This is a genomic window from Asticcacaulis sp. P2_B1, from assembly GCF_056404915.1.
This window is the reverse complement of record NZ_JBFUDD010000003.1, coordinates 321,648-334,268: the sequence shown is the minus strand read 5'-3', so window position 1 is coordinate 334,268 and position 12,621 is coordinate 321,648. Positions and strand designations below refer to the sequence as shown.

Sequence of the window (12,621 nt, the reverse complement as noted above, 5' to 3'; positions counted from 1 at the left end):
GCGCGCGGTCGCGCTTGCCGACGCCCCGCAGGGGCGTCGGAGGCCGTTCTTCTACGGTAAGAGGAAGTTAGGGTTTTCTTCTTACTTAAAAATCGTGGCTGAGGCCGACGAAGAAGCCGCGGCGGGGGCCCCATTGCGGGGCGCCGACACCGATGCCGCCGCCGTCGCGGATCTCATAGGCGCGATCGAACAGGTTGATGATGTCGAAGCGCGCATCCAGGCCGCCGGCCGCCGTGAAGTGATGGCTGATACTGGCATTTATCTGGGCATAGGCCGGCAGGCGCGCGCCATTGGGTACGGCGCCGTCGGTGCGCAGGCCGCTGCCGTAAATGCCGTCGAGCGACAGACGGGTCGAGCCCCAGTTATAGCTGCCGCCCATCGAGATCGAAGTCGTCTGGTCGTGATCGACATAGATGAAGTGGTCGGCGACATAGGCCTGGTCTTCTGGCGCGAAATTGAACTGCGACGACGCCAGCAAACGCCCCTGAGCCTTCGAGACCGCCATATTGGCATAGGCGGTAAAAGGCCCCTTCTGATAGTTGGCGGTGAATTCGATACCGGTATTGCGGCCGTATTTGTAATTGAACGGCGTCAGGATGATGGGCGCGCCGAACTGGCCCTCGTCGAGCAGGTAGCGGGCGACGCGATGATAGGCGTCGACGCCGACCGTCAGGTTCGCGGTCAGCTGCTGCTGGACGCCCAGATCGTAATAGTTGTCGCGTTCGGCGAACGGCACGTCGTTCTGGCCCGACAGGTCGAAAGATGTCCCGGCAAACAGGGCCTGGGTCTGGCTGGCGATCAGTTCGTAAGGCGGCGGCGTGAAATAGCGGGCATAGCCGCCATGGACCGTCATCCCCTTAAGCGGCGTCCACACGAAATTCAGGCGCGGGCTGAGMTGATCTTCCTCGCGATAGGATTTGAGCTTGTCGTAACGCAGGCCGTAATTGACCGTCAGCTGGCTGAACACCGTCCATTCGTTCTGGACATAGAGGCTGAGCGTGCTGGAATTCTTGCGGCTATTGTCGACGATGGCGACCGGAGTATCCGATGTGGGGTTCCCCTCATCATCCAGGTAGAAAACATGGCTGAGCGTCTTGGAGACGCTGTGATCGCCCGACAGAATGACGCCGGCGCGCAGAGTGTTGGCGGGATTGAGCGTCCAGGCGCCTTCCGCCTGCAGACCCAGCGACGTGTCCTGTTTGTCGGCGGCCTGGGCAACACCGTTGAAGGCCAGCTCGGCGTCCCAGTCCGGCTTATAGGTCAGTTGCGACGTCCTGGCGAACAGCGACACCTGACCGGTAAAATTCTGCGTCGTCTTCAGATACGACACGATGGCGTAATCTGTCGTCTCCTTCTGGTTGGCATTCAGATGGTCACTGGTGAAGCTGTCGATGCCATTGACGGTATAGCCCGTGCCGTCGTCGACCGAATTCAGGCCCGGCGTATTGGGCAGCTGGAAACTCTGGTCGGAGACTCCGGCGATAAAGGACAGGCGGCTGTCGTCGTCGATAATGTGGTCGTAATAGCCGAAGCCCAAAAAGGCCGTCGTGCGGTCGTGCAAGGGTGTGTCGGTATTGTAGGGGCTTTCGATGCCGAGTTGCGACTGCTCGTAGCTGAGCGAGCCGAAGAAGGTGTCGTTGCCGCGCGAACCGCCATAGGTGATGCTGGGCTCGTAGTCGCCGTGACTGCCGCCATAGATCGACACCGTGCCGCTGTTCTTCAGGCCCGACTCGGTCAGCATATTGATGACACCCGCGGTACGCAGGCCGTATTGCGCCGGCAGGGCGCCAGTCACCAATGCGATGCTCTTGGCGTAGCGCGGGCTTAAGACCTGGCCGAAATTGCTCAGGCCTTCGGGCAGGATGATGCCGTTCAGGCGATACTGGATATTGTTGTGATCACCGCGAACATGGAGTTGGCCATAGGAATCCTGCGTCACGCCCGGCGCCTGCAGGATAACCTTGTTGAGAGCGACATTATCGCCGCCCGGCATGGCGGCGATCTGGGCTTTCGGCATGGTATAGCTGGAGGCGCCGACCTCGGCCTGGATGGTCTGACGGGCCGCGTCGAGGCGGCGCGCCTTGATGACGACCTCGGTGACGTCGCCGGGCGCGGCTACTGCCTGGGCGTGCGCTGTTCCCGACAGCAGGGCGGCGCCGGAAAGACCGGTCATAAGGACGAGACGGAAGGGTTTGGAAACGATCATGTCGACCTCATGGCATGGGGAGCAAATTGCTGCAGTGCAAATATGTTATGAAATAACATAATGAGTGTCAAGCTGGAAAAGTGATATAGTGTATCGAAATTGTGGCAAATGTGGCGGATTTACGTTTTTATCTCGGTGATGTGACCGCGGCGGGATTGCGAAATCGTCCAAGGCATCTTAACTTAGGTCCATGAGCCATGTTTGCGAACACACCCACGACCACGCCCACGACCTGAAACCCGACGCCAAGGCCGACCGCCTGGCCGAAGCCCAGGCCCTGTGCATCGAAGCCGGCGAGCGCATGACGTCGTCGCGCCTGCGCACCTATGAGCTGATCCTCGAGGCCAGCGCGCCGGTAAAGGCCTATGATGTCATCGACCGCTTCCACCCCGATGGCGCGGCGAAGCCACCGACCGTCTATCGCGCCCTCAGCTTCCTGGAACAGATGGGCCTGATCCATCGCATCGAAAGCCTGAACGCCTTCGTCGCCTGCGACACGCGCGATCACCAGCACACCGCCGGTTTCCTGCTGTGCGAATGCTGCGGGCAAAGCGTCGAAATCGCCATCCCCAATGTCCACGACATTGAGGTCAGTGCGGCGCAAAGCGGGTTCAAGGTCAGCCACATCACCCTGGAAGCCCGCGGCCTGTGCGCCGCCTGCCAGGAAGAAGCCTAGAGCTATCGACGGCCTGAGCTTATGCTCTGCATAGGTGCCAAGGCGCAGGTTTCTTTACGAAATCGATTGTATGCAGCTTGCCAAGTGTCACGCAATGGCTCTAAAAGTCGTCGCGTCTCCCCATCCGACTCGAAGGCAATATGTCCGCCGCGACCCTTCAACAGCTCGACAAGACATCGCTGCACACCATCCTCAACCTGCATAGTTTCTACAAAAGCGGGCGAGCGGGCGGGCGGCTGGCGAATTTCGCCTATATCGACCTGACGGACATCAAGCTGGAAGGCGTCGACCTCAGCGACGCCAATCTGACCGGCGCCCGGCTGTATGGCGCCTCGCTGCGTGACAGCATCTTCACCCGCGCCAATCTGTTCGGCGCCGACCTGCGCAATGCCGACCTGCGTTTCGCCAATCTCGATCGCGCCGACCTGCGCGGTGCGTCCCTGCGTGGGGCCAATCTGACGGCGGCCAGCCTTGTCGGATGCGACCTGCGCGAAGGCCAGATCGCCTTCAAGGACGAGAAGCAGGCCCTGCGCCTGATGAAGCACGAACGCCGCGCCGGTGAGCTCGACTACGCCATCCTGAGCGGCGCCGACCTGTCGGGTGCCCGCCTCACCGGCACCATGGCGATTCAAACCGATTTCCACGACGCCAATCTGTCCGGCGCCATCATGTCCGGCGCCAGGCTGCGCAATGCCAATCTCGACGGCGCCATATTGAGCGGCGCCGATATGTCGAGCGCCGACGTCACCGGCGCCACCATGCGTGGCGCCGTCATGGTCGATACGATGACATCCGGCTGCAATCTCAAGGCGGCGGATACGACGGGCATGCTGGGCGATCCGATCAGCGTCTATATCGACGATCAACCCCTCGAAGACCTGCTGGCCATTCACGAACGCTGGGTGATCAGCGAAGGCAAGGACGGCACCCGCCAGACCCTGCCCGGCGTCGATTTCCGCCTGGTCGCGCGCATGCGCCGGCGAATTCTGACGACGGTCGATGCCGAGGGCGCCTGCTTTTTCGGCATCGATATGAGCGGCACGCAGTTGCAAGGCGCCAACCTGGTCAATGCCGACATGCGCCGCTGCGACCTCAGCGGCGCCGACCTGCGCGGGGCGCGGCTGATCGGCGCGCAGTTGGGCCACGCTAATCTGACCGGCGCCAAGCTGGGGCCGCTCGACCTGGGCGGCGGCCGGCTGCTGCGCAGCGACCTCACCAATGCCCAGATGGCGCACGCCAATCTGACCAATGCCGATCTGACGCGGGCGCGCATGCTGTCCGCCGTCACCGACAATGTCCGGGACAAGGGTTGTAACTACACCCTGACGGAGCGCTAATACCATCAGTCATAAAGAATGACCTGCGATATTAGCTTTTTTCAGCTCAATCGCCGCATGGCTCCTCGCAACGGCTCGGGCGGGCGGTCGCCCTTTCCAAGCGCGATGAGTCATCATCATCGCGGCTTGGTATTAGAGATGGATTTTTAACGCCAACTGAATCTGGGTTTGGCTCTGATGCGCCGCCAGGTCGTGAGTGACGCGTGCCGGGTGGTTGCTGTGAACCTGTAGCGCTTCGAAGGCCAGGTCGAGATGGGCGTTCAGCGGCCGGATATAGGCCACGGTAGCGCTGTAGCCCTTGTCGGTATTGTCATCGATAGCGCGCTTCGAATGATCCTTGACGGCGAAATAGTCGACACGCCCAGTGAAGCGGTCACCATTGTCGCACTTGTGCGACAAGAGCAGGTAAGCCGAGTCGAAATCGGAATCGACCGACCAGGTGCCGTCGCTCAGCTCCCAACCCATCTGGGTATGGCCGCGCATATATTGCGCCAGGACTTCGAAACCGGGTGCGGGATTATATTGAACGCCGAGATTATAAAAACGCGTCGCCCAGCCCCATTGCGCGTTGCGCTCGACTTCCGGGTCGCCGCGATTGTCGTAGAATTCGAGATTGAAGGCCGCCGGTACCGGCGGACGCCAGTCGAGGCGGACATAGTAACCGAGGCGGTGATCGAGCTCGACCATGGGCTTGCTCAACTCGGCCTGGTCGTCGTCGAACAGCCGGTACCAACCCTGATTATCGCCGTCGGAGAGCGGCAGGCCGGTATTGTCGGCCGAGGAGATGTCATGCAGGGCCCAGCCGCGCCATGACAGGATTGTGCCTGCCGTATCATCGCGTGAAAACACGCCGGCGGTCAGGCCAACGGTGTGGGCGCCGAAAGACTTTTGTACATTGCCCTCAAGGCCGCGCACCAGGACTTCTTCACCGATCCAGCTATTGATCGCCGACGGCGTGATGGTGCGCGACGGCGTCCAGCCGACACCGTCATGTTCCATCGAGACCGGCGGGAACATCTGACCGGCACGCAGCGAGCAGCGCAGGTCCGATGTCGGTACCGGCTTCCATTTGACATAGGCTTCTTCGACACCGAACGGAGTCTCGGCATCGGGCACGTCCTGGACCAGGACGTAAGCGGTGACGGTATCCAGCAGGCGCGGCTTCCATAACAGGGCCGCCTGGGCGACGTTAAGGTTACCGCTGTCGTATCTGAGTTTACCGAACCCGCCCTTCAACCATCCCCTTTCGCCGTCGCTACCGACGGCGCGGACATCGATCCAAGCATTGTAGTTTTCCGGTTGGAACAGCTGGGTTTCGGCATGAGAGACCTTGGCGCCGGTCGTTCCTGTCACCAGGACCGCGGCGGCCAGCAAAGTGCGAACGAGCGGCTTGCAAAGGAATAGCGCCATTAACGGACGGCTTTCTTGTTGGTAAGCACTTTTTGGGCGTGAAAATGCGGCATCTTAGCCTTGGCTTCCGCTACGCCCGTGAACTCGGTGAGGAACGGAATCAGGTTGTCGAAGGGCATCGGCCGGGCAATGCCGTAGCCCTGGGCCATGTCGCAGCCCATGGCCTGCAGCAGGGTGAAGGAAGCGGCGGTTTCGACGCCTTCGGCGGTCACCTTCATGCCGAGGCCGTGGGCTAGATCGATGGCCGAACGCACCAGCAGGGCATCGCGCTTGCCCGACTCGATCTCCATGATAAAGGAGCGGTCGATCTTGAGCTCGTGGGCCGGGATTTGTTTGAGGTAGGCGAGCGACGACAGGCCGGTGCCGAAATCGTCGATCGAGATTTCGAGATTGTGGTCGACGAAGGTGTTGATGGCGGCCAGGCCGATCTTCGGGTCTTCGATGACCGCGGTTTCGGTGATTTCGAGGCAGATCTTGCCGGCGGCCGTGTCGCACATGGCGAGTGTGCGGGCGTTGAACGCCTCGTCGCTGAGCAGGCGGCCGGAATAGTTGATACTGATGTCGAGCTCGAAGCCGGCGGCCTTCAGGCGCGCCTGATCGGTCAGGCAGTGTTGCAGCACCTGCAGCGTCAGGTCGCGAATGGCGCCGGTTTCCTCGGCGATACCGACGAAGCGCTGGGGCGAGACAAAGCCGCGCTCGGGATGGTTCCAGCGCACCAGGGCCTCGGCCGAGGTGATGCGGCCTTCGCGGTAGCTGTATTTCGGCTGGTAGTAGACGGTCAGGGCGTTGGTGGCGAGCGCGGCATAGAGCTGATCGGTCAGCAGCAGGGTGTCGGCCAGTTCGGAATAGATGCGCGGGTCGAACAGCGCAATGCGTGACTTGGCGGCGCGCGCCTGGTCGAGCGCGATCAGGGCGCGTTCGATCATTTCGTCCGGTGTGGGACGGCCGGCCGCGATATGGTAGACGCCCTGGCTGACCGCGACGTCGAGGGACTGGTCGTCGGTGACGCGGATGCGTTTGTCGAGGCGCGACGCGATGGCGCGGGCCAGAGGCAGGGCCTGATCGGCGTCGCACGGCGACATGACAAGGCCCAGGGTGTCGGCCGACAGACGGGCGATGAAAGCCTTGTCGAAGATGCGGGCCAGGATCTCCTGAAGGCGCGACACCAGGGTATGGGCATAGGCGACGCCCCAGACGGCACGGATATGGGTGTAGCGGTCGATACCGATACAGACGACGACGGTACCGATATCCGTGCCTCTTTCGCGCAGCATGGCAATATGGTCTTCGAAGGCCGAGCGGTTAGGCAGGTCGGTGGGGATATCGGTCTTGGCCAGGCGCGTAATATCGCGTTCACGATCCTCGATCGACACGGCCATGGCATTGAAGGCGAAGGCCAGGTCGGCCATTTCGTCCTGGGTCGTGATCTTGACCTGGCCCGGCCTGCCGTCACGCAAGGCGAAGGCGGCATCCTTGAGCGCCATGATGGGACGGGTCAGGTTGCGCGCCAGGTAGAGACTGGCCAGGACGACCATGCAGAAACCGGCCAGGCCGATGCCGAACAGCACGGTCAGCAGCGGCTGATAAGCCTTCAACGCCATGCCCAACGGATAGCTGAGCAGGAGGACACTTTTTTGCTCGCTGTCGAGATTGGGCAGGGGCGTGGCGACGGCGATGACCGTACCGTGGTTGCTGCCAATCATGCTGGCGGCATGGGTGATCAGGCTTTGGTCGATAAAGAAGCTTAAGGAACTCGGCTTGTAATCGCGCGTCTGGTCCTGCGGACCCTGCCACAGGCCGCCACGGTTCTGGCTCAGTATGCTGGCGCGGACGGGAATGGACGACAGGCCTTGCAGATTCTGCATTTCCGATTCGTCAAGGCGCGTGGCGAAGACGATCCAGCCGAGGCGATCCGGCGCCATGACCGGCGCCGCGACGACCTGATAGGGATGGCTGTCGACGGCGATGATGCCGGTTTGCGGTCCGCCCTCATCGCGCTCGCGCAGGGCGCTGGCCAGGCTTTGGCCGAGCGACCCCTGCTCACCGGCCATGGGTTGGCCGTCGGGGCCGATGACGACGCCGGTCTGGGCATTGACGCGGCTCTGGAGATTATCGAAGGCGGATTCGACCGTGGCGGTATCGTGGGTCGCCAGGGCGGACACGAAGCCGAAATCGCGCGACAGCAAGGCGGCGTTGGTCTGCTGCGACTCCGACTTGTCGGTCCAGATGCGCTTGTAGACGCTGGCGGAGGCCTGAAGTTCCTTTTGCACCGAAGTCCGGGCATAGGAGATGATCGCCATATAGCAGGCAAGGGCAATCACGATCAGGGCCACTGAAAACAGGCCGCCGAACATGACCGTCAACTTCGTGCTTAAGCGCTTGAAAATCATGGTTGTTCCTGGATACGCTTACTCTAATACGCGCCGTTGACGGGTGCGGCCTGATGGACCTTGACGGTGAAGGCCTGGGCGGGATTGGTTTTGGCGACCGTGTAGGCGCGCGCGGCTTCGTGCGTGCCGCCATCCATCATCGGCTGCCAGACCTTGAGATTGCCGGCGCCTTCGGGAACGCCTCTCAACACGGCCTTACCGGTGGCATCGGTGGTGGCGTACCACGGCGTGGCGACGACGCGGACATAGGCGCTCATCGAATCATGAATATTGCAGCCGAGCGCCACCGTGCCTTCGTGGGTGAAGGTCATGCTGTGCGTCTTGCCCTTGCCGTAGAGCGGAAACTGAAACGGTTGGACGGGCGAGAACGAATAGACGTGGTGATTGACGCGGTCTTCATTGGGAAAGTTGACCGTCGCGCCGACCGGCACCGCCAGCACATAGGGCGCGAACTGGACATTGCGCTGGGCCATGGTGAAAGGCCGGGACTTGTCGGCAGCCGACACGACCGCGCCGCCGTTCGGTGTAAAGGTCACCACGGCAAAACTGACCGGTTTGCCCGAAGCGTCGCTGACCGTCACGCCGATATCCGCCGCCTGGGCGCCAAACGACAGGCCACAGCCCACCATCAGGCCGATCAGAAGACATGTCGTACTGACAAAAACGTGTTTCATACCCTGCGAATATCACAACAGATATAAAACTCAGTTAAACAGGTGGAGAACCTGCTTTATTGTGCCGAATAAGCCTTGGCATCCTTAACACCGGGTTTACATACCGTATTGTCTTGACCGATACCTGTCGGTGTCACCGTGATTCTTATATTTGAAAGAAGAAGTGCCATGAGCATCTTGCGGTTGAATGAATTCAAGGCCCTTCCGGGCAAGTTCGAGCAACTGACGGCCTTGTTCGAAGGTGTCGTCGCCGGCATACGCAACCATCCAGGCTGCCAACGCTGCGAGTTGCTGATCAAGGTGGCGGATGGCGCCAGCGACGATGAAAAACTGATCGTCCTCGAAGTCTGGGACAGTATCGAAGCGCACAAGGCCGCCCTGGCCGGGATGACGCCCGAAGATTTCGCGCCGGCCATGGCCTTGCTGAGCGGCCGCCCGGCCGGCCAGTATTATGCTGCGGTCGAGGGCTAGATTCTGGACTAGATTAGGGGCCTTCGCCTGTTCTATAGGAGATGGATAACGACCTTCACGAGATCAGCATGGCCAATTTCGCAAGCGACAACACCGCCCCCGTCCACCCGAAGGTCTTGGCGGCGATGGCCGCGGTCAATGAAGGCAACGCCCCGGCCTATGGCAACGACAAGGTGACCGAGCGTCTGCAGGCGACGTTTGCCGCGACATTCGAAGCACCTGAGGTCAGGGTTTTCCCGGTATTTAACGGTTCGGCCTGCAACGGGTTGGCCCTGGCGCGCATGATCCGGCCGTACGAGTCGATTCTTTGCCATCGCCAGGCCCATATCAATAACGACGAATGCGGCCTGCCGGAGTTCTTCAGCGGCGGCAAGATCGTCGGCATCGAGGGCGCGGGCGCCAAGATTTCGGTGGCCGGCATCGGGTCGCTGGTCGAAACCTCGCTGGGCCACGCGCCACATACATCGCGGCCGAAGGTGATCAGCCTGACCCAGTCGACCGAATTGGGGACGGTATATGGCCTCGATGAGTTGCGCGAACTGACCGCTTTTGCCCGGGCGCATGGCATGTATGTCCACATGGACGGGGCGCGCATCGCCAATGCCGTGGCGTCGCTGGGTTGCTCACCGGCCGAGGTAGTGAAGGGCGTCGACATCCTGTCGTTCGGCGGCACCAAAAACGGCGCCATGCTGGCGGAGGCGGCTGTCATCTTCAACCCGGCCCTGGCGGAGGACTTCGCCTATGTCCACAAGCGCGGCGGCCAATTGCCGTCGAAGGCGCGCTTCGTCTCGGCGCAATTGCAGGCCTTGCTCGAAGACGGCCTGTGGCTGGAACTGGGCCGCTGGTCGAACCGTCAGGCTCAGGCGATCGCGGCCGGTCTGCGCGACGTGGCCGGTGTCGAGATCATCTATCCGGTCGAGGCCAATGAGCTGTTCGTCAATATGCCGGAAGCCTTGCGCGAAAGCCTGTTCGCCAGGGGGCATGTCTTCTATGCCTGGCCGAACGAGGGACCGCGGGCCTGTCGGCTGGTCACCAGTTTCGCCACGACCGACGCCGATGTCGCCGGCTTCCTGGCCGACGCGCGAGGCTGACATGTCGAAGACGACACCCGGCACCTTGATGTTGTCCAAGCTGGGTATCGCTTTTGGGCTGCATCCTTACGATTACGATCCGGACGCCCCGCGCGTCGGCTTGCAGGCGGCGGACGCCCTGGGCATCGACCCCAGTCAGACCTTCAAGACCCTGATGGCCGAGGTCGACGGCAAGGCGGTGTGCGTTGTCGTGCCCTCGGACTGCGAGGTCAGCATGAAGAAGCTGGCGGCCTGTTTCGGCGGCAAGTCGGGCACTATGATGAAGGTCCCTGATGCCGAGCGCTCGACAGGCTACAAGGTCGGCGGCATTTCACCGTTCGGCCAGCGCAAACCGGTGCCGACGGCCTTCGATGAAACAGTCGAACTGTACGACGAGGTCTATATCAATGCCGGCCAGCGCGGCTTGTTGCTGAGCATCGCACCTTTAGAGGCTGTTCGCGCCACCGACGGCAAGATCGCGGATTTGACGGCGTGAAGTAAAGAAGTTGATCCACAGATTACGCAGATTACGCAGATTTTTCAGAGCTTTATCGGCCACTTGATGTGTTGTTTTGAAATCCAAAGATCGCTTCGCGATCGATCGGGCAGGTCGACTGACTCCGTGCTTCGCGACCAGGCTCTGAAAAAAATCTGCGTAATCTGCGGACACCCTTCTTTTGAAATATCCACCGCGTAATTGTGAGCTTTTTACCGCCTTTGCCACTTACGACTAAGATGATAATGGTGACGAACGCTGTGAACGCGCAGGTCATAAGCCCAGCCTCCAACGCAGCCATCGGCAGTTTCTTTAGAAATGACATATCCAAAATATGCCAATGGACGGATTGGGCAAATGCCAGACTTCGCGCTACTAAGAACAGTAATCCAAGTGATGCGAGAGAGCCAATGAGTCCCCATCTCTCCTTGGCCCGCCTGGCCTTCCCACCCACTTCCTGAATCACGATCAGCTCCCGCCAAACCAATTATAGCCGCGGTCTTCCCAGTAGCCGCCGGGATAGACATTGGTGACGAAGATTTCCATGATGTGCTTGGGGTTCTTGTAACCCAGCTTGGTCGGCATGCGCAGTTTCATCGGGAAACCGTACCACGACGGCAGGGTCTGGTTACGGAAGCTGAGCGTCAAAATGGTCTGGCTGTGCAGAGCCGTCGGCATGTCGATCGAGGTATAATAGCCGTCGGCGCACTTGAAGCCGACATATTTGCACGTCGTATCGGCGCCGATGCGATGGAGGAAATCGCTGAACACCACCCCGCCCCATTCGCCGATGGCGCTCCAGCCCTCGACGCAGATATGGCGCGTCACCTGCGAAATCTGCGGCAAGGCGCGCAACTGATCGAGCGTCCACGGCGTCTTGTTGGCGATTTGCCCCGACAACAGCAATGTATAGCCGGCGGCATCGACGGCCGGCACGTCCTTCAAACTGTAAAAAGCATTGAACGGAAACGGATTGGTGATCTCCGACCGGGCATAGGTCGGCGCCAGGTTGTTCGCGTTGAACAAAGCCCCCTGCGCGCCGTCATTAAAGCGCGAAATGGCCTTGAGAATATTGTCGATCGAGCCGTAATTGTGGATGGCGATGCCCGTGCCCAACGACAGCCCGCCAAGCGTGAGCAGGTTACCGAACAGCCGGCGCTTACCGGGATCGATGATGCGCTCGGCTTCTTTCAGGATCGCATCCTTGTCAGACTTGATATCGTCAGGGAGTTTGCGGTCGGTCATGGCTCAGCGTCCCCACAACATGGCTTTGATCGTCTTGGGTACGGCCAGCGCCATGACCACGTGGACGAAAATGAAGGCGACCATCAGCACCATGGCGCCGAAATGGATATAACGCGCCGGCTCGTAGCCGCCCAGCAGGACCCGCAGCCAGCCGAACTGGACCGACTTCCACAGCACCAGGCCTGAGGCAATCAGCACGACGATGTCGATCATGGCGAAGAGATAGGCCAATTTCTGGATCGAATTATATTTGCGCACATTGGCGTGGCTCAGATGGCCCTTAAGGAAGTCACCGAGGTCCTGCCACAGGCCGCGCGGGGTGACCGGCAGGAACTGGCGCCACAAGCGCTTGGTCGCGATATTGATGATGAGATAGAGCGTCGCCGTGGTGAACAGAATCCAGATGGCGGCGAAATGCCATTGAATGCCGCCGCCCAGCCAATGGCCGAGCGTCACCTGTTTCGGAAAGCGGAAGTGCAGGAAGCCGGTGGCATTATAGATCTGCCAACCGCTGCCGATCAGGATGACGATCGCGAATGCATTGGCCCAGTGGATCAGGCGCAGCCATAAGGGATGGATGCTGTCGCGATCGGCGGCGGTCACCACCACCTTGCCATCGTCTATGGCCTCTTGCATCGCCCGTCTC

At 60.8% G+C, this 12,621-nt stretch carries 12 protein-coding genes; 5 read left to right on the top strand and 7 right to left on the bottom strand.

Annotated elements, in window-relative coordinates:
• Positions 1–85 precede the first annotated feature (85 nt).
• Positions 86–2,206, bottom strand: coding sequence for a TonB-dependent receptor (locus AC1DX3_RS10820; RefSeq protein ID WP_476989292.1), 2,121 nt, complete (start codon positions 2,204–2,206; stop codon positions 86–88).
• Positions 2,207–2,396: 190 nt separating this feature from the next.
• On the opposite strand from AC1DX3_RS10820, the gene AC1DX3_RS10815 reads away from it, so the two are divergent.
• Together AC1DX3_RS10815 and AC1DX3_RS10810 are read left to right on the top strand one after the other, a co-directional pair.
• The gene (locus AC1DX3_RS10815) at positions 2,397–2,882 is read left to right on the top strand and encodes a Fur family transcriptional regulator (protein WP_476989291.1); all 486 of its coding nucleotides are present in this window, start codon (positions 2,397–2,399) and stop codon (positions 2,880–2,882) included.
• A 140-nt stretch (positions 2,883–3,022) separates the two neighbouring features.
• Positions 3,023–4,219, top strand: coding sequence for a pentapeptide repeat-containing protein (locus tag AC1DX3_RS10810; RefSeq protein ID WP_476989290.1), 1,197 nt, complete (start codon positions 3,023–3,025; stop codon positions 4,217–4,219).
• 132 nt (positions 4,220–4,351) lie between these two features.
• Here the strand turns inward: AC1DX3_RS10810 and AC1DX3_RS10805 are convergent, their stop codons facing one another.
• From AC1DX3_RS10805 to AC1DX3_RS10795, 3 genes are read right to left on the bottom strand one after another with little or no spacing between them, the layout of a single operon-like run.
• Positions 4,352–5,629 carry a hypothetical protein gene (locus AC1DX3_RS10805; protein WP_476989289.1) on the bottom strand — a complete coding sequence of 426 codons (1,278 nt, stop codon included), beginning with the start codon at positions 5,627–5,629 and terminating at the stop codon, positions 4,352–4,354.
• The gene (locus AC1DX3_RS10800; protein ID WP_476989288.1) at positions 5,629–8,019 is read right to left on the bottom strand and encodes a putative bifunctional diguanylate cyclase/phosphodiesterase; all 2,391 of its coding nucleotides are present in this window, start codon (positions 8,017–8,019) and stop codon (positions 5,629–5,631) included. The genes AC1DX3_RS10805 and AC1DX3_RS10800 overlap by 1 nt, the downstream gene beginning before the upstream one ends.
• A gap of 23 nt (positions 8,020–8,042) precedes the next feature.
• On the bottom strand, positions 8,043–8,693 hold the full coding sequence (locus AC1DX3_RS10795; RefSeq protein ID WP_476989287.1) for a cupredoxin domain-containing protein: 651 nt from the start codon (positions 8,691–8,693) through the stop codon (positions 8,043–8,045).
• A gap of 168 nt (positions 8,694–8,861) precedes the next feature.
• On the opposite strand from AC1DX3_RS10795, the gene AC1DX3_RS10790 reads away from it, so the two are divergent.
• The 3 genes from AC1DX3_RS10790 to ybaK all read left to right on the top strand — a co-directional run bounded on the left by AC1DX3_RS10790 (position 8,862) and on the right by ybaK (position 10,730).
• Positions 8,862–9,164 carry a putative quinol monooxygenase gene (locus AC1DX3_RS10790; RefSeq protein ID WP_476989286.1) on the top strand — a complete coding sequence of 101 codons (303 nt, stop codon included), beginning with the start codon at positions 8,862–8,864 and terminating at the stop codon, positions 9,162–9,164.
• Between the two features lie 68 nt (positions 9,165–9,232).
• A complete protein-coding gene (locus tag AC1DX3_RS10785; RefSeq protein WP_476989285.1) occupies positions 9,233–10,255 on the top strand; it encodes a threonine aldolase family protein in 1,023 nt (340 codons plus the stop codon).
• A gap of 1 nt (position 10,256) precedes the next feature.
• On the top strand, positions 10,257–10,730 hold the full coding sequence (gene ybaK, locus AC1DX3_RS10780) for a Cys-tRNA(Pro) deacylase (RefSeq protein WP_476989284.1): 474 nt from the start codon (positions 10,257–10,259) through the stop codon (positions 10,728–10,730).
• A 52-nt stretch (positions 10,731–10,782) separates the two neighbouring features.
• On the opposite strand, the gene AC1DX3_RS10775 is transcribed toward ybaK, so the two are convergent.
• From AC1DX3_RS10775 to AC1DX3_RS10765, 3 genes are read right to left on the bottom strand one after another with little or no spacing between them, the layout of a single operon-like run.
• Entirely contained in the window at positions 10,783–11,196 is a 414-nt protein-coding gene (locus AC1DX3_RS10775; protein ID WP_476989283.1) for a hypothetical protein, read from the bottom strand.
• A 2-nt stretch (positions 11,197–11,198) separates the two neighbouring features.
• Entirely contained in the window at positions 11,199–11,975 is a 777-nt protein-coding gene (locus AC1DX3_RS10770; RefSeq protein WP_476989282.1) for a molybdopterin-dependent oxidoreductase, read from the bottom strand.
• 3 nt (positions 11,976–11,978) lie between these two features.
• The gene (locus AC1DX3_RS10765; RefSeq protein WP_476989281.1) at positions 11,979–12,611 is read right to left on the bottom strand and encodes a cytochrome b/b6 domain-containing protein; all 633 of its coding nucleotides are present in this window, start codon (positions 12,609–12,611) and stop codon (positions 11,979–11,981) included.
• Between the last annotated feature and the right edge of the window lie 10 nt (positions 12,612–12,621).